11 protein-coding genes are annotated in these 17,430 nt (G+C 72.1%); 7 read left to right on the forward strand and 4 right to left on the reverse strand.

Features of this window, described 5'->3' with window-relative positions; genetic code table 11:
• Nucleotides 1–573 precede the first annotated feature (573 nt).
• The 4 genes from ACIQMU_RS01495 (at nucleotide 574) to glgB (ending at nucleotide 8,429) form a co-directional block, all read left to right on the forward strand.
• Complete coding sequence (locus ACIQMU_RS01495) at nucleotides 574–2,592, forward strand: alpha-1,4-glucan--maltose-1-phosphate maltosyltransferase (RefSeq protein ID WP_402688035.1); 2,019 nt, start codon at nucleotides 574–576, stop codon at nucleotides 2,590–2,592.
• Entirely contained in the window at nucleotides 2,589–4,295 is a 1,707-nt protein-coding gene (gene treS / locus ACIQMU_RS01500) for a maltose alpha-D-glucosyltransferase (RefSeq protein ID WP_352238279.1), read from the forward strand. The genes ACIQMU_RS01495 and treS overlap by 4 nt, the downstream gene beginning before the upstream one ends.
• 231 nt (nucleotides 4,296–4,526) lie before the next feature.
• The gene (locus tag ACIQMU_RS01505; RefSeq protein WP_402688036.1) at nucleotides 4,527–5,951 is read left to right on the forward strand and encodes a phosphotransferase; all 1,425 of its coding nucleotides are present in this window, start codon (nucleotides 4,527–4,529) and stop codon (nucleotides 5,949–5,951) included.
• A gap of 75 nt (nucleotides 5,952–6,026) precedes the next feature.
• Nucleotides 6,027–8,429, forward strand: coding sequence for a 1,4-alpha-glucan branching enzyme (glgB, locus tag ACIQMU_RS01510; protein ID WP_352238277.1), 2,403 nt, complete (start codon nucleotides 6,027–6,029; stop codon nucleotides 8,427–8,429).
• Between the two features lie 83 nt (nucleotides 8,430–8,512).
• On the opposite strand, the gene ACIQMU_RS01515 is transcribed toward glgB, so the two are convergent.
• The 3 genes from ACIQMU_RS01515 to ACIQMU_RS01525 all read right to left on the reverse strand — a co-directional run bounded on the left by ACIQMU_RS01515 (nucleotide 8,513) and on the right by ACIQMU_RS01525 (nucleotide 12,597).
• Nucleotides 8,513–9,409 (reverse strand): NAD(P)-binding domain-containing protein, encoded by an 897-nt coding sequence (locus ACIQMU_RS01515; RefSeq protein WP_352238276.1) that lies wholly within the window; start codon nucleotides 9,407–9,409, stop codon nucleotides 8,513–8,515.
• Between the two features lie 249 nt (nucleotides 9,410–9,658).
• Entirely contained in the window at nucleotides 9,659–10,969 is a 1,311-nt protein-coding gene (locus ACIQMU_RS01520; protein WP_402688037.1) for an LAETG motif-containing sortase-dependent surface protein, read from the reverse strand.
• A 248-nt stretch (nucleotides 10,970–11,217) separates the two neighbouring features.
• Nucleotides 11,218–12,597, reverse strand: coding sequence for a cation:dicarboxylate symporter family transporter (locus tag ACIQMU_RS01525; protein ID WP_352238274.1), 1,380 nt, complete (start codon nucleotides 12,595–12,597; stop codon nucleotides 11,218–11,220).
• A gap of 163 nt (nucleotides 12,598–12,760) precedes the next feature.
• On the opposite strand from ACIQMU_RS01525, the gene ACIQMU_RS01530 reads away from it, so the two are divergent.
• The 3 genes from ACIQMU_RS01530 to ACIQMU_RS01540 all read left to right on the forward strand — a co-directional run bounded on the left by ACIQMU_RS01530 (nucleotide 12,761) and on the right by ACIQMU_RS01540 (nucleotide 16,043).
• Entirely contained in the window at nucleotides 12,761–14,485 is a 1,725-nt protein-coding gene (locus tag ACIQMU_RS01530; protein WP_402688038.1) for an ATP-binding protein, read from the forward strand.
• Entirely contained in the window at nucleotides 14,482–15,156 is a 675-nt protein-coding gene (locus ACIQMU_RS01535) for a response regulator (RefSeq protein ID WP_352238272.1), read from the forward strand. Before ACIQMU_RS01530 ends, ACIQMU_RS01535 begins: the two co-directional genes overlap by 4 nt.
• Nucleotides 15,157–15,419: 263 nt before the next feature.
• Nucleotides 15,420–16,043, forward strand: a complete 624-nt coding sequence (locus ACIQMU_RS01540; protein WP_352238560.1) for a helix-turn-helix transcriptional regulator — start codon at nucleotides 15,420–15,422, stop codon at nucleotides 16,041–16,043.
• A gap of 115 nt (nucleotides 16,044–16,158) precedes the next feature.
• On the opposite strand, the gene ACIQMU_RS01545 is transcribed toward ACIQMU_RS01540, so the two are convergent.
• A complete protein-coding gene (locus ACIQMU_RS01545) occupies nucleotides 16,159–17,184 on the reverse strand; it encodes an ATP-dependent 6-phosphofructokinase (RefSeq protein WP_352238271.1) in 1,026 nt (341 codons plus the stop codon).
• Nucleotides 17,185–17,430 lie beyond the last annotated feature (246 nt).

Genomic DNA, 17,430 nt, shown 5'->3' on the forward strand with positions numbered 1-17,430 from the left:
GAGGGCGCGCGAGGCCCCGGGCCGGCCGGCGCGCGCCTCCTCACAGCGGCCCCACACGCCTCGCCGGTGACCTCCCGTCACTCCGCTCACCTGGGGGTTTGGCCGATTTCACCCCCGTACGCAGCCTTGTGGACCACCTCGTCACAGGGAAAGCTGCCGTGTGGCGCCGCAGAACGGGTATCCGGAATCCGTGGGGGCGCTTCGGGTCCCCCGCGCCCGCCGGGGCGTGCGCGCCGCGCGCGGCGGTTCCCGAACGGTCGGCTACGACCGAGTAGCCGGCACGGCGCCGGATTTCCCACCTGCGGACGCGGGAAGGGCTTTCCCGGTACGCGGCACGACCCCGCCCGCAGACGTGCTCCGCGCGTCCCGAAACATGTGCGAAACCCCCGCGACCCACCCATTCGAGTGCCATTCGAGTGAACGCGGACAGGAGCGGCCATGCCCACAGCCAGTCAGCACCCTGCTGAGCAGCTACAAAGGACAGATCCCCGTATTCGCGGCACGCGCGGTCGGTCCTCCGCACCCGTGCCGCCTCCCGTGCCCGCAGAGCTCCTCCAGCCCTCAGGTGATTCCATGATCGGTCGTATTCCCGTCCTGGACGTCCGTCCTCTCGTCGACTGCGGCAGACGAGCGGCGAAGGCCGTCTCCGGTGAGACCTTCCAGGTCACCGCCACCGTCTTCCGCGAGGGCCACGACGCGGTGGCCGCCAACGTCGTGCTGCGCGACCCGAGCGGGCGGGTCGGGCCGTGGACCCCGATGCGCGAGCTGGCCCCGGGGACGGACCGGTGGGGGGCGGAGGTCACGCCGGGGGCCGAGGGCCGCTGGACGTACACGGTGGAGGCGTGGAGCGATCCGGTCACCACCTGGCGGCGCCACGCCGTGATCAAGATCCCGGCGGGCATCGACACGGACCTGGTGCTGGCGGAGGGCGCGGCGCTGCTGGAGCGGGCCGCCGCCGGGGTACCGAAGAAGCACGGCCGCGAGGCGGTGCTGGCGGCGGTGGACGCGCTGCGCGACACCGCCCACCCCCCGGCCGCCCGGCTGGCCGCGGCGCTGACCCCGGCCGCCGAGGCGGTCCTGGCCCGCCACCCGCTGCGCGAACTGGTCACCCGCTCCAAGCCGCTGGCGGTGCGGGTGGAGCGCGAGCGGGCGCTGTTCGGGTCGTGGTACGAGCTGTTCCCGCGCTCGGAGGGGGCGCGGCGAGTGCCGGTGGATCCGTCCGACACCTCGCCGGACGCGGAGACCCGGCTGGTCAGCGGCACGTTCCGGACGGCCGCCGAGCGGCTGCCGGCGGTCGCCGCGATGGGGTTCGACGTGGTGTATCTGCCGCCGGTCCATCCGATCGGGACGACGCACCGCAAGGGTCCGGACAACAGCCTCACGCCCGGGGAGCACGACCCGGGCGTGCCGTGGGCGATCGGTTCGCCGGACGGCGGGCACGACGCGGTCCATCCGGAGCTGGGCACGCTGGAGGACTTCGACCACTTCGTCTCCGTGGCCCGCAATCTGCGGATGGAGATCGCGCTGGACTTCGCGCTCCAGTGCTCGCCGGACCACCCGTGGGTCAAGGAGCACCCGGACTGGTTCCATCACCGCCCCGACGGTTCGATCTCGTACGCCGAGAACCCGCCGAAGAAGTACCAGGACATCTATCCGATCGCCTTCGACAAGGACATGCGCGGCCTGGTGGCGGAGACCGTGCGCATCCTGCGCTTCTGGATGGACCGCGGGGTGCGGATCTTCCGGGTCGACAACCCGCACACCAAGCCGGTGGTCTTCTGGGAGAAGGTCATCGAGGAGATCAACGGCGCCGACCCCGACGTGATCTTCCTGGCGGAGGCGTTCACCCGCCCGGCGATGATGCACACCCTGGGCGCGGTCGGCTTCCAGCAGTCGTACACGTACTTCACCTGGCGCAACACCAAGCAGGAGCTGACCGAGTACGTCACGGAGCTGTCCGGCGAGGCCGCCTCGTACATGCGGCCCAACTTCTTCGTGAACACCCCCGACATCCTTCCCGGCTACCTCCAGGAAGGCGGCCGCCCGGCCTTCGAGGCACGGGCGGTCCTGGCCGCGACGCTCTCCCCGTCCTGGGGCGTGTACGCGGGATTCGAGCTGTGCGAGAACACTCCGGCGGGGCCGGGGAGCGAGGAGTACCTGCACTCGGAGAAGTACGAACTGCGCCCGAGGGACTGGGAGTCGGCGGAACGCGAAGGCCGCACGCTGACGCCCCTGATCACCTCGCTGAACCGGATCCGTCGGCGTAACCCCGCTCTGCGGCAGCTGCGCGACGTCCACTTCCACCACACCGACAACGAAGCGCTGATCGCCTACAGCAAGCGCTCCGGAGCGAACACCGTTCTGGTGGTCGTGAACCTCGACCCGCACCACACCCAGGAGGCCACGGTCTCGTTGGACATGGAGCGGCTCGGCCTCTCATGGCACGAGCGCGTACCGGTGCGCGACGAGCTCACCGGCGATACCTACCACTGGGGCAGGGCCTTCTATGTGCGCCTAGAGCCGGGCATCACGCCCGCGCACATCGCCGTCCTGCGACCGTCCCCGCCGACCGGAGGGTCACCCACACCATGATCGTCAATGAGCCTGTCCACGACACGTTCGAGGACACTCCCGCCAAGGACCGCGATCCCGACTGGTTCAAGCGCGCCGTCTTCTACGAGGTGCTCGTCCGGTCCTTCCAGGACTCCAACGGCGACGGAATCGGCGACCTCAAGGGCATCACCGCCAAGCTGGACTATCTCCAGTGGCTCGGCGTCGACTGCCTCTGGCTGCCGCCGTTCTTCAAGTCGCCGCTGCGCGACGGGGGCTACGACGTCTCCGACTACACCGCCGTCCTGCCGGAGTTCGGCGACCTCGCCGACTTCGTGGAGTTCGTGGACGCCTCGCACCAGCGGGGCATGCGCGTCATCATCGACTTCGTCATGAACCACACGAGCGATCAGCACGAGTGGTTCCAGCAGTCCCGCACCGACCCGGACGGGCCCTACGGCGACTACTACATCTGGGCGGACGACGACAAGCAGTTCCAGGACGCCCGGATCATCTTCGTCGACACCGAGACGTCCAACTGGACCTTCGACCCGGTGCGCAAGCAGTACTACTGGCACCGCTTCTTCTCGCACCAGCCGGACCTCAACTACGAGAACCCGGCGGTGCAGGAGGAGATCCTCGCGGCCCTGCGCTTCTGGCTGGACCTGGGCATCGACGGTTTCCGGGTCGACGCGGTGCCCTACCTCTACCAGCGCGAGGGCACCAACTGCGAGAACCTCCCGGAGACCCACCACTTCCTCAAGCGGGTCCGCAAGGAGATCGACGCGAACTACCCGGACACCGTGCTCCTCGCCGAGGCCAACCAGTGGCCGGAGGACGTCGTCGACTACTTCGGCGACTACGAGCAGGGCGGGGACGAGTGCCACATGGCGTTCCACTTCCCCGTGATGCCGCGGATCTTCATGGCGGTGCGCCGCGAGAGCCGCTACCCGGTCTCCGAGATCCTGGCGAAGACCCCGGCGATCCCGAAGAACTGCCAGTGGGGCATCTTCCTTCGCAACCACGACGAGCTGACCCTCGAAATGGTCACGGACGAAGAGCGCGACTACATGTACGCGGAGTACGCCAAGGACCCGCGGATGCGCGCCAACATCGGCATCCGGCGGCGCCTGGCGCCGCTGCTGGACAACGACCGCAACCAGATCGAGCTGTTCACCGCGCTGCTGCTGTCGCTGCCCGGCTCCCCGATCCTCTACTACGGGGACGAGATCGGGATGGGCGACAACATCTGGCTGGGCGACCGGGACGCGGTACGCACCCCGATGCAGTGGACGCCCGACCGCAACGCCGGGTTCTCCTCCAGTGATCCGGGGCGGCTCTACCTCCCCACGATCATGGACCCGGTCTACGGCTACCAGGTCACCAACGTCGAGGCGTCGATGGCCTCGCCGTCCTCGCTGCTGCACTGGACCCGCCGCATGATCGAGATCCGGAAGCAGAATCCGGCCTTCGGTCTGGGCGAGTACACGGAACTGCCGTCCTCCAACCCGGCGGTGCTGGCGTTCACCCGCGAGTACAAGGACGACCTCGTCCTGTGCGTGCACAACTTCTCGCGGTTCGCGCAGCCGACGGAGCTGGACCTGCGGTCGTTCAACGGACGTCATCCGGTCGAACTGATCGGCGGGGTGCGCTTCCCGGCCATCGGCCAGTGGCCCTACCTGCTGACCCTTGCGGGACACGGCTTCTACTGGTTCCGGCTGCGCAAGGACGCGCCGCCGGCCTGAGGCGCCGCGGCCCGGTGCGGGACGGTTTCCTCCGTCCCGCACGGGGCACCCTGAGCCCAACGAGAGCCCTCGGGCCCTCACGGTTCCGCCGCTCCGCGCCTTCACGGTTCCGCCGTTCGAGTCCGTAAGGACCCTCCTCTCCCGACACGTCCCGCACAGCCGGACAGCCATTGCCGCAATCCGGGACACTCTTCGCATCCTGTGGTGTGCCCGGGGAAAGGACGCGATGCCATGTCGGAGGCCGCATCAACTCACGTCGCCCTGGCGAAGAGCACGAGGAACAGCACGACCACGCCCGGCGGGACGGCGGACCGGGCCCTGCTCCCGTCCCTCGCCCCCCTGCTCCACGCCTGGCTGCCCCGGCAGCGCTGGTTCGCCGGCAAGGGCCGGCCGGTCACCGGCTTCTCCCTGGTCTCGGCCACCGAGATGCTGCCGCTGGACGGCGCCGCGGGCCCGGGTCTCCTGCATTTGTTGCTGCGGGTCGAGCAGCCCGCCCAGCAGGCCCGTCCAGCCGAGGACTGCTACCAACTGCTGCTGGGCGCCCGGACGTCACTGCCTCCGATGCTCGCCGGCGCCCTGATCGGCCGGGTGGAGCAGGGTCCGCTCGCCGGCCTGACCGTCTACGACGCGCTGCACGACCCGCGGCTGGCCGAGCTGCTGCTGGAACGATTCCGCCATCCCGGGAGCCTCGGCTCGCTCCGGTTCGAGCGGACCGCCGCGGTCCCGGCCGGTCTCACGCCCCGGGTGCTGGACGCCGAGCAGTCCAACTCCTCGCTCGTCTACGGGGACGCGTTCATCCTCAAGATCTTCCGGCGGGTCTTCCCGGGCGTCAACCCGGACCTGGAGCTTCCCCTCGCGCTCGCCGGCGAGGGGTGCGAGCGGGTCCCGGCCCCGGTCGCCTGGTTCGAGGCGCCGGGGCGCGAACCGCTCACCCTCGGCGTGCTCCAGCCCTTCCTGCACGGCGCTCGCGACGGCTGGCAGCTCGCGCTGGCCGCGCTCACCGCGGGCCGCGACTTCCTGCCGGAGGCACGGGCGCTGGGCCGGGCCACCGCCGAGGTGCACACCGCGCTCGCCACCGCGCTGCCCACCCCGGCGCTGCGCGGCACCCGGACCCGGCAGCTCGCCTCCCAGATGACGCAGCGGCTGGAGGCCGCCGCCCAGGCGGTCCCGGCGCTCGTGCCGTACGTCCCCGGACTGCGCGCCGCCTTCGAGGCGGTGACGGACCTCGGGGTCCGGGGCAGTGGCTGGGCCCAGCAGCGGGTGCACGGCGATCTCCACCTCGGGCAGACACTGCGCTCGGCCGACGGCTTCTGGTCGCTGATCGACTTCGAGGGCGAGCCGGCCCGCCCGCTCCCCGAGCGCCGCATGCCCGCGCCCCCGGTGCGCGATGTCGCGGGCATGCTGCGGTCCTTCGACTACGCGGCCCGCTCGCACCGCCCGTGGAACCCGGAGTGGGCGGCCCGCTGCCGGGCCGCCTACTGCGAGGGCTACGCCCAGGTGTCGGGCAGCGATCCGCGCGGCGAGCCGGAACTGCTGCGCGCCCACGAGACCGACAAGGCCGTGTACGAGGTGCTGTACGAGGCCCGGCACCGCCCCGACTGGCTGCCGGTTCCGATGGCGGCCATCCAACGGCTGGCCCAGTCCGTCGCGGCCTGAGCCGGCCCGTCCCCCGCCCCGTCCCTCCCCTTCCACTCGTGCTTCTCCCCTTCACCCTCCGAGGAGGCTGTCCCTGTGACCGCCCGCAAGCCGTCCCGCAAGGCATCGCGCAAGACCGTCGAAGTCCCCGTCGAGGTCCCCGTCGAAGACGTCACCGAAGCCACCGCCGAGGCCCCGGCCGCCAGGGCGGCCGCGCCGACGCCCGTGCCCGCCGCGAAGGCCGCCCCCGCCGAGCGCGCCCGGCCCCGCCGCGCCGACGCGGGCCCGCCGCGCCCCCGGCAGGCCGGTGACGGCCGGAGCGCCCGCCCCGCGCCGGCCCTGGACGGCGCCGACCGCGGCCGGCTGCTGGCCGGCGACCACCACGCGCCGCACGACGTGCTCGGCGCGCACCCGATCCCCGGCGGCGTGCTGGTACGGGCGCTGCGGCCGTTCGCGCGGTCGGTCACCGTGCTGGCGGCGGGGCTGCGGGCGGAGCTGCACGACGACGGCGGCGGCTTCTTCTCCGGTGTGCTGCCGGTGCCGCAGGTGCCCGCGTACCGGCTGGAAGTGGCGTACGACGACACCACCATCGAGGTGGAGGACCCCTACCGCTTCTGGCCCGCGATCGGCGAACTCGATCTGCACCTGATCGGCGAGGGCCGCCACGAGGAGCTGTGGCGGGCGCTCGGCGCGGAGCCGATGGAGCACCAGGGGGTGACCGGGACCCGGTTCACCCTCTGGGCGCCGAACGCGCGCGGCGTGCGGATCACCGGTGACTTCAACTTCTGGGACGGCACGGGCTTCCCGATGCGTTCGCTCGGCTCGACCGGGGTGTGGGAGCTGTTCCTGCCCGGGGTCGGCGAGGGCGCGCTGTACAAGTACGACATCTGCCGCCCGGACGGTTCGCACACGGTGCGGGCCGACCCGATGGCCCGGCGCACCGAGGTGCCGCCCGCGACCGCCTCGATCGTCACCGCGTCGCACCACGAGTGGCAGGACGCGGACTGGATGGAGCACCGGGGCGACCGGCCCGTGCACGAGGCCCCCTTCTCGGTGTACGAGGTCCATCTCGCCTCCTGGCGACCGGGACTGAACTACCGGCAGCTGGCGCAGCAGCTCCCGGCGTACGTCAAGGACCTGGGCTTCACGCACGTCGAGCTGATGCCGGTCTCCGAGCATCCCTTCGGCGGCTCCTGGGGCTATCAGGTCACCGGGTTCTACGCGCCGACCTCGCGGATGGGGACCCCGGACGACTTCCGCTTCCTGGTGGACTCCCTGCACCGGGCGGGCATCGGCGTGATCATGGACTGGGTCCCGGCCCACTTCCCGCGCGACGACTGGGCGCTGGCGGAGTTCGACGGACGCCCGCTGTACGAACACTCCGACCCGCGGCGCGCGGCGCACCCGGACTGGGGGACGCTGGAGTTCGACTACGGCCGCACCGAGGTCCGCAACTTCCTGGTCGCCAACGCCACGTACTGGTGCGAGGAGTTCCACATCGACGGGCTCCGGGTGGACGCGGTGGCCTCGATGCTCTACCTCGACTACTCCCGCGAGGACGGCCAGTGGTCGCCCAACGAGTTCGGCGGCCGGGAGAACCTGGACGCGGTCGCCTTCCTCCAGGAGATGAACGCGACGGTCTACCGCCGCAATCCCGGTGTCGTCACCATCGCCGAGGAGTCCACCGCCTGGGACGGCGTCACCCGCCCCACCGACGGCGGCGGACTGGGCTTCGGGCTGAAGTGGAACATGGGCTGGATGCACGACTCGCTCCAGTACATCGCCAAGGAGCCGGTCCACCGCAAGTACCACCACGACGAGATGACGTTCTCGATGGTGTACGCGTACAGCGAGAACTACGTGCTGCCGATCTCGCACGACGAGGTGGTGCACGGCAAGCAGGCGCTGGTGGCGAAGATGCCCGGCGACTGGTGGCAGCAGCGCGCGAACCACCGCGCCTACCTGGGCTTCATGTGGGCTCACCCGGGCAAGCAACTCCTCTTCATGGGGCAGGAGTTCGCACAGGGAGCGGAGTGGTCGGAGGGGCACGGCCCGGACTGGTGGCTGCTGGACCCCTCCTATGAGGCGTCCGGCGACCACCGCGGGGTGCGGACCCTGGTCGGCGACCTGAACGCGGTGTACGGGGCGGTGCCCGCGCTGTGGCAGCGCGACACCGTGCCGGAGGGGTTCAGCTGGGTGGACGGCGGGGCCGCCGAGGACAACGTGTTCGCGTTCCTGCGGTACGACGCGGACGGCTCCCCGCTGCTCGCGGTCTCGCACTTCTCGCCGGCGGTCCGGAGCGACTACCGCCTCGGGGTGCCGGAGACCGGCGCGGAGGGCTGGGTGGAGGTCCTGAACACCGACGCGGCCCGTTACGGCGGTGGCGACGTGCGCAACGAGGAGCCGCTGAAGTCGGAGGCGGTGCCCGCGCACGGCCGCCCGTGCAGCATCTCGCTGACGCTGCCGCCGCTGGCGACGGTGTGGTTCCGCCCGGCGTAGCCCGTCCGGGCCCGGTGAACGGCCGGGGCCGGTAGCGCGTCCCTTTCGGACGCGGTACCGGCCCCTCCCCCGTTCGCGACGGGTCAGCCCTCGGCGGCCATCACCTCGACGATGCTCGACCAGGAGTCGGGGCCGTGGCCCTTGGCGATCGCCCGGTCGGTGACGCCCTTGAGCGCGGCCAGTTGCGAGACGTCCAGGCCGCGGTCCTTCGCGGTGTGCAGGATGTGGTCGACGCTGGCCGCCATCATGGCGAGGTTGGCGCCCTCGCCCGCGTACGAGCGCGTGTCGATGTCGGTCGCCGTGTACGCGGCGATCGGCGGCAGGATGCCCGCGATCGTGTTGAGGTACGGGGCGAGCGAGGCGCCGTCGATGCCCTCCGCGCGGGCCAGCGCGAAGGCGTGGACGAGGCCGCCCATGGCTCCGTAGAAGAAGTCCAGCATCGCCATGTCGTAGGCGGCGGCGAGCCCGTGGTCCTCCCCGAGGAAGGTGGCGGGCTCGCCGAGCGCCTTGAGGGTGGTCTCGTGCGCCTCGAACGCGGCCCGGTCGCCGGAGTGGAACACCAGCGCCTCCGCCGATCCGACCACGTCGACCGGCACCATGATCGCCCCGTCGAGGTAGGCCAGGGAGTGCTTCTCGGCCCAGGCGGCGGTCCGCCGCGAACGGGCCGGGGTGTCCGAGGTGAGGTTGACCAGGACCCGCCCCGCCAGGGCCCCGGCCAGCGGCTCCAGGACCGCGTCGGAGGCGTCGTAGTCGACGAGGCAGACCACGACGAGTCCGCTCGCCCGCACGGCCTCGTCGGCGGACGCGGCCCGCACCGCGCCCAGCGCGACGACGTCCTCGCCCTTCTCGGGGGAACGGTTCCAGACGGTGGTGGGGTGACCGGCCGCCACGAAGGCGCGGGCCAGGGAACGGCCCATGTCACCGAGGCCGAGAACGGTGACGGGGGTGGTGGGTGCGGTGGTGGTGTTCGCTTGCGTCATGGGGACCATGCTGGGCGGGCGAACAGGGTCTGACCAGAACCCACTTGACTGTCAGATACGCACTTTCGGGAAAGGGTCCAGCTCAGCGCGTTCCGCCCGGCCGGACCTTCTTCCCGGCTTCCCGGCCGAACGTCTACCGCCGCGTCCCACGATCCCGGTCCCGTCCTTCGAGCCCCCCGCCGTCCGGTGGCCCCGCCCCGTCCCCGGACCGACGCCCGGGGACGGCGCGGCGGGCCGGCGTCCGCGTGGTCAGTGCGCGCGGGCCACGGAGCGCCGGCGCACGGCCCAGACGATGCCGGCGCCCGCGGCGACCGCCGCGGCCGCCATACCGGCGAGCGGCACGGTGGAGTCCGAGCCGGTCGCCGCGAGGTCTCCGCCCCCCGCCGTCTGCGGGTTCGCCGCACCGCCGGTCGTCGAGCCGCCCGTGTCCGCGGAGCCGCCCGTGGTGCCGGTGGTGCCCGTGGTGCCGGGGCCCGCGGTGCCGGGGCCCGCGGTGGGCGAGGGGCCACCCGTGCCTCCGGCGGAACCGGCGGAACCGGCTGAACCGGCTGAACCGGAGGTGTCCGAGCCCTTGCCGGTGTCGATCACGATCTGCGCGGTGTCGTTGGCCGCGTTCCGGTCGAAGGGGCGCTCCTGCCCGCTGAACGAGACCTCGCCGGTGGTGCGGCCGACCGCCTTGTCGATACGCAGGACGAGGGGGTAGCTCTCGCCGCCGTCCACGTCCACCCAGGACTGCGAGGTCCCGCAGCGGTAGTGGGTCTCGGTGACCGCGTCGCAGTACCCGTGGGCCTTGACGACGGACGTGCCCTTCGGGATGCGTATGTCGACATGGGTCACGCTCTGGCCCGACTTCCCCTGCACCCGGGCGGGGCCCTTGTTGGCGAACTTCACCGACGCGGTGACCTGGTCGCCGACCTCGCCCTTCAGCTCGGCTCCGGTCAGGCCGAAGTCGGCGGTGTTCGCCGCGGTGACCTCGGTCGAGGCGGCGGATGCGGGGTGGTTCTCGCGGTCGGCGTCGGTGGCCGGGCGCTCCTCGACCAGCCTGAGCGGGTCGCCGGCGCCGGGCACCGGCTCGGTGGAGCCGCTGTCGCCCGCGTCCGGGTCCGGCTCGACGACGCCGATCGTCACCCGCAGGTCGTCGTTGAGCGCGGAGTCGAGCGCCTTGAGGGAGAGCGGCTTCTCGGTCCGGTAGAGGACGTCCGGCTTCAGCGGCTGGTCGATCTTGCAGGCAGCGACGTGGGTGTCGGGCATCTCGTCGTGGGAGGGGACCGTGTAGTAGACACAGTTCTCGTACGTCTCCTCGGCCTTCAGACCGGGCGACACGGCGTACGTCACGTAGGAGACGGGCACCTCCTCCGCCCCCTTGTTGAGGAAGGTCAGGGGTGTGGAGAACCCGCTTCCGGCCTGAACCCCCTTGACCGGTGCGATCGTTCCGACGCCGAGGTCCGGCTCCGGCTCGTCGGCGAGCACGGGTGCGGCGCCCAGCGCCACCAGTGCGGCGGCGGCCATGGCGGCGGTCCCGCCGCGCAGCGTACGGCGACGGGAAGGGGTGATACGCATGGAAGTCCTTCGGTCGTGGGGCTCGTGGGGCGGACTGCGGCACTTCACCTCTCAAGACCCCTGCCGGGCATGAAGGGTTGCACCGGCCGGCCCCGGCACGCGAGCGATACGAGGACACCCGCACCGGGGGGGTACGGGTGTCCTCGCGTGGGGGGTGCCGCAGCGGCTGTGGGGGAGGCGCCGCTGCGGCCGTGTGTGGGGAGGGCGGGCCGCGGTCGTGTCGGCGGCTGGGCAGTGCCGGGCCGGGGTCAGACCTTGGCGGGCTGCTCGGCGGCCGTCTCCCGCTGCTCGGGGACCTCGCCGGCGTCGGCCGGGTCCTGGGCGGCGCCGTGGCCGTCGTCGAGGAGGGTCTTCTCGTCGAAGGGGACCCGTCCGGCCAGCACCTCGTGCACCCGGCCCTTGTCGATCTCCTTGGTCCAGTGACCGACCAGCACGGTGGCGACGGCGTTGCCCGCGAAGTTGGTCAGCGCACGGGCCTCGCTCATGAAGCGGTCGATGCCGACGATCAGGCCGACGCCGTCCACGAGTTCGGGGCGGTGCGACTGGAGCCCGCCGGCCAGGGTCGCCAGGCCCGCGCCGGTCACGCCCGCCGCGCCCTTGGAGGCGATGATCATGAAGACCAGCAGCGAGATCTGCTCGCTCGCGCTCAGCGGGTCGCCCATCGCGTTGGCGATGAACAGCGAGGACATCGTGAGGTAGATCGCGGTGCCGTCGAGGTTGAAGGAGTAGCCGGTCGGCACGGTGATGCCGACGACGGGCTTGCTGACGCCCAGGTGCTCCATCTTCGCGATCAGCCTCGGCAGCGCCGACTCCGAGGAGGACGTGGACAGGATGAGCAGGAACTCGCGGCCCAGGTACTTCAGCAGCGAGAACAGGTTCACCCCGGCGACCAGGCGCAGGATCGCGCCGAGCACCACGAAGACGAAGAGCGCGCAGGTGACGTAGAACCCGACCATGATGATCGCCAGGGACTTCAGGGCGTCGAGGCCGGTCTCGCCGACCACCGCGGCGATCGCGCCGAACGCACCGACCGGGGCGGCCCACATGATCATGGCGAGGATGCGGAAGACGAGGCGCTGGATGTGCGTGATGCCCCGGATGACCGGCTCGCCGGCCGAGCCCATCGCCTGGAGCGCGAAGCCCGCGAGCAGGGCGACGAGCAGGGTCTGGAGGACCTCGCCCGCGGTGAAGGCGGAGACGATCGTGGTCGGGATGATGCCGAGCAGGAAGTCCACGGTGGACTCGCTCGCGCCCGACGCCTGTGCCTCGCCGGCGGCCCGCGCCTGCTCGGTGACGTGGAGGGTGGAGCCGGGCTCCAGGACGTTGCCGACGAGCAGGCCGATGGCGAGGGCCACGGTCGACATGACAAGGAAGTAGCCCAGTGCCAGACCGCCGACCGCGCCGACCTTGGCGGCCTTGCGCACCGAGCCGACGCCCAGGACGATCGTGCAGAAGATGATCGGCGAGATCATCATCTTGATCAGATTGACGAAACCGGCGCCGACGGGCTTCAGCTCGACGGCCACCCCGGGGGCGGCGAAGCCGACGAGGATGCCGAGCGCGACGGCGCCGATGACGGCGATGTACAGATAGTGGGTTCGGTCCCGCTGTTTGGCTGCCACTGCCACGGCTGGCTCCTCGGCTCGGTCAAAGGCCCTTGACGCCCCCGTCCCTGGGGGCTCCGGTGACTATCCACCCACCTGTGACCCCGGTCACCCTTGCGTTCATATCGTTCACAGTCGTTTTCCGGCCACCCGGGAAAGGGCCGGCGGTGCCAGGCAGACTGTGGGGATGCGCCTCCCCCGTACTCTCCCCCGCAGCCTGGCGGGCCAGCTCTTCGCCATGCAGGTGGTGCTCATCGCCGCGGTGGTGGCCGGGTGCGCGGTCTTCGCGTACGCCTCGGGCAGCGCGCAGGCCGAGGAGACGGCCGCCCGGCAGGTGCGGGTGGCGGCCCTGGCGGTGGCCGATTCCCCTTCCGTACGGGAGGCGATCCGCACCCCGGACCCGTCCGCCGCACTCCAGCCGTACGCGGAGCGGGTACGCGAGGACACCGGGATCGCCTTCATCACGATCATGGACCCCGAGCGGGTGCGCTGGACGCATCCGGACGCGGCGCGGATCGGTGACACCTTCCTCGGGAACACGGCGAAGGCCCTGCGCGGGCAGACGTTCACCGAGACGTACACCGGCACGCTGGGACCCTCGATACGGGTGGTGACCCCGATCCGCGACCAGGGGCGGATCGTCGGCCTGGTCAGCGCGGGCATCACCGTGGACCGGGTCTCCTCGCAGGTACGGGACCAGCTCGGCGCCCTCGCGCTCGCCGCGGGCGGGGCGCTGGCGCTCGGCGGGATCGGCACCTATGTGGTCAACGCCCGGCTGCGGCGGCACACCCACGGGATGAACGCGGCCGAGCTGAGCCGGCTGCACGACTACCATCAGGCCACCCTGCACGCGGTGCGCGAGGGGCTGCTGATGCTGGACGGGCGGCGGCGGATCGCGCTGATCAACGACGCCGGGCGGGAACTGCTGGGCCTGGAGCCGGACGCGGAAGCGGTCGGCCGTACCGTCGACGAGCTGGCCCTGCCCGCCCCGCTGACCGGGGCGCTGCTGGCGTCCGAGGCGCGGGTGGACGAGCTGCACCTGACGGCGGAGCGGGTCGTCGTGGTCAACACCCGTCCGGTGGTGGGCGGTGAGCGGCGGGGCACGGTGGTGACGCTGCGGGACCACACCGAGTTGCAGGCGCTGACCGGTGAGCTGGACTCCGAGCGCGGTTTCACCCAGGCGCTGCGCTCCCAGGCCCACGAGGCGGCGAACCGGCTGCACACCGTGGTGTCGCTGATCGAGCTGGGCCGGGTGGAGGAGGCGGTGGACTTCGCGACGGAGGAACTGGAGCTGGCCCAGGTGCTGACCGACCGGGTGGTGGGAGCCGTGGAGGAGCCGGTCCTGGCCGCGCTGCTGCTGGGCAAGGCCGCCCAGGGACACGAGCGGGGCGTGGAGCTGGTGCTCGCGGAGGACAGCCTGATCGACGACGGGGCGCTGCCGCCCTCGCTGGCCCAGCGTGACCTGGTGACGATCCTCGGGAATCTGATCGACAACGCGGTGGACGCCGCCTCGGAGAACTCCGAGGTCGCGGGCGGCGCCGGGACGGTGCCCGCGCCCCGGGCGCCGGGAAGCCCGGGGCGCGCCCGGGTCACGGTGACCGCGCTCGCGGACGAGCGGGAGCTGCTGCTGCGGGTCGCGGACTCGGGGGCGGGCATCGGCCCGGAGGCGGCGGACGAGGTGTTCCGGCGGGGCTGGTCGACGCATGGGGCGGGTCGCGGGCTGGGCCTGGCGCTGGTACGGCAGGCGGCCTACCGCAACGGGGGCACGGTGGAGCTGGACGCGGGTCCGGACGGCGGGGCCCGGTTCACCGTACGGCTGCCGCTGCCGGCCCGTACGGCGGGCCCGGGGTCCATGCCCGAGTCCGCCTCCGGTGTCCCTTCCGGCAGCGCGAACGAGGAGGCCACGGCGTGATCCGGGTACTGGTGGTGGAGGACGATCCGGTGGCCGCCGACGCGCACCAGCTGTACGTGGAGCGGGTGGCGGGCTTCACCGTGACGGCGGTGGCGCACACCCGGGCGGCGGCGGTGCGGGCACTGGAGCGCACCCCGGTGGACCTGCTGCTGCTCGACCTCTATCTGCCCGACGGGCACGGGCTCGGGCTGCTGCGCTCGCTGCGGGCCTCCGGACATGGGGCGGACGTGATCGCGGTGACCTCGGCCCGGGATCTCGCGGTGGTGCGGGAGGGGGTGTCGCTCGGCGTCGTGCAGTACGTGCTGAAGCCGTTCACCTACCCCACGCTGCGGGACCGGCTGGTGCGGTACGCGGAGTTCCGGGCCGCCGCCGGGGAGGCGAGCGGGCAGGAGGAGGTGGACCGGGCGCTGGGCGCGCTGCGGGTCGCGCATCCGGCCGCCCTGCCCAAGGGGCTCAGCGGCCCGACGCTGGAGGCGGTGACCCGGGTGCTGAAGGAGTCGCCGGAGGGGGTGACGGCGGCCGCCGCCGGGGAGCGGCTGGGCATCTCGCGCATCACCGCCCGGCGGTACCTGGAGCACCTGGTGGCCGTCGGCAGCGCCGCGAGGCGTCCGCATTATGGGCAGGTCGGCCGACCGGAACTGCACTACAGGTGGCTGGCCGCAGGGCGCTGACCGGCCGCCGCCGAGTTGGCCGACAACCGCTTGCCGGTCGGTTTCCCGGTCCTGGCGCACCTGTGCGCAGGGGGAAAAGAAAGCGCTGGTGGGGCGGGGTTCACGTACCGTCCGCGCGGTTCGCGCTAGGAGGTTCCTACGAAGCGTGTTCTGTGGGGAACGTACCGTAGCCAGGGCGGAAATGGACTCCTACGGTGGTGGCCGTGCACCCCACCCCGCCCTTCAACGCCCCCGCCGCGCGCCGTCTCCGTGAGGCTCTGGGGATGGCTCCCGGCCATGTCGCCTACGGGCTCGCCGCCCAGTACGGCCTCCGGATCAGCGCAGAGACCGTCATCGCCTGGGAACGCGGCGTCGCCACCCCCGGGGAACGCGAGCTGACCGCCCTCGCCGGCGTCCTGTGGTGCGCCCCCGGAGAGCTGCTGGCCGCCGCCACCACCCTGCGCCAGCACCGGATGGCCCAGGACCTGCCCGTGGACGACCTGGCCCGAAGGCTGGGGATGACCGGCGCCTCGTATCTGCGGATGGAGGAGTCGGGGCGGTGGCGGGGAAACGAGAAGCAGTCGGCGGCGCTGTGCCGGGCGCTGGGGCTGTCGGCGGCGCAGTTCCTGACGGCGACGGGACGCGACGACGAGCTGGCGGAGCTGCTGAGCAGCGCGGTCACGACGCGGTGGCAGGCGTACGTCCGCCCGGTGGCCAAGATCGTCCCGCTCGACCGGGCGCGGGTCCAGGACGTGCTGGAACAACTGCACACCGAGTACCAGGCCCTGATGGTCTCCACACTGAGCTGGAGCAGCACGGGCCAGGAACGCTCCGGGTCGACCGGCGACGCGGGCCGGGCGTTCCTGGCCCGGGTGGTGGATCAGTTCTGGCGGACCGCCGGGATGTGACTCCGCACGGACCGCCCGTGCGGTCCGTGCGGTCCGTGCGGCCGGTGCGGTCCGTGCGGCCCACGCGGTCCGTACGGCCGGTGCGGCCGGTGCGGTTCCGGAAGACCGGCAGGCCCTAGAAGACCGACTCGGCCTCGTACATCCGCTCGGCGGGCACCCTCTTCAGCTGGGTGATGGCGTCGGCGAGCGGGACCATGGCGATGTCGTTGCCGCGCAGGGCCGTCATCCGGCCGAAGTCACCGCGGTGCACGGCCTCCACGGCGTTCCAGCCGAAGCGGGTGGCGAGCACCCGGTCGTACGCCGTCGGCGTGCCGCCCCGCTGGACGTGGCCGAGAATGACCGGCCGGGCCTCCTTGCCGAGCCGGGTCTCCAGCTCGACGGCCAGGCGGTTCCCGATGCCCTGGAAGCGCTCGTGGCCGTACTGGTCGATCTCGCCCTTGGCGTACGGCATGGAGCCCTCGGCCGGGTGGGCGCCCTCGGCGACGCAGATGACGGCGAACTTCTTGCCGCGCGCGAACCGCTCCTCGACCATCTTGACCAGGTCGTCGACCTGGAAGGGCCGCTCGGGCAGGCAGATGCCGTGGGCGCCGCCGGCCATGCCGGACTCCAGCGCGATCCAGCCGGCGTGCCGGCCCATGACCTCGACGACCATCACGCGCTGGTGGGACTCGGCGGTGGTCTTGAGACGGTCTATGGCCTCGGTCGCGACGCCCACCGCCGTGTCGAACCCGAAGGTCCGGTCGGTGGCGGAGATGTCGTTGTCGATGGTCTTCGGGACGCCGACGACCGGCATGCCCGCGTCGGAGAGCATGCGGGCCGCGGTGAGCGTGCCTTCGCCGCCGATCGGGATGAGCGCGTCGATGCCGTAGCGACGGGACAGTTCCTCGCAGTTCTCGGCGGCCTCGCGCAGGCGGTCGCGCTCCAGGCGGGCCGAGCCGAGGATGGTGCCGCCGCGGGCGAGGATGCCGCTGACCGCGTTGAGGTCGAGAGGGCGGAAGTGGCCGTCGAGCAGCCCCTTGAAGCCGTCCTCGAAGCCGATGACCTCGTCGCCGTGGCCGACGACGGCCCGGTGGACGACCGACCGGATCACTGCGTTCAGGCCGGGGCAGTCGCCGCCCGCGGTGAGAATTCCGATGCGCATCGAGGTGTGTCTCCTGCTCGTTAGTTACCGCGCTTTCCGGGAGGCCGACCTGGGCGGCCCCCGTGCCCTGAACCTCCACGATTCTCCCACGCCTCTCGCGGACACGGCGCTTTCGGCCGGGCACGAGGGCGGAAGCGGGGCAGGAGGAGACCGGAGGGCCCGGACCGCCGGGCACGGACGCCCGGGCCTCCGGCGGGCGGCCTAGCGGCCCTCGCGGGTATCGTCAAGAGCCAATGCAGGCCACTG

Origin of the sequence: Streptomyces sp. NPDC091649 (genome assembly GCF_044756785.1) — a bacterium.
Taxonomy (GTDB): Bacteria; Actinomycetota; Actinomycetes; order Streptomycetales; family Streptomycetaceae; genus Streptomyces.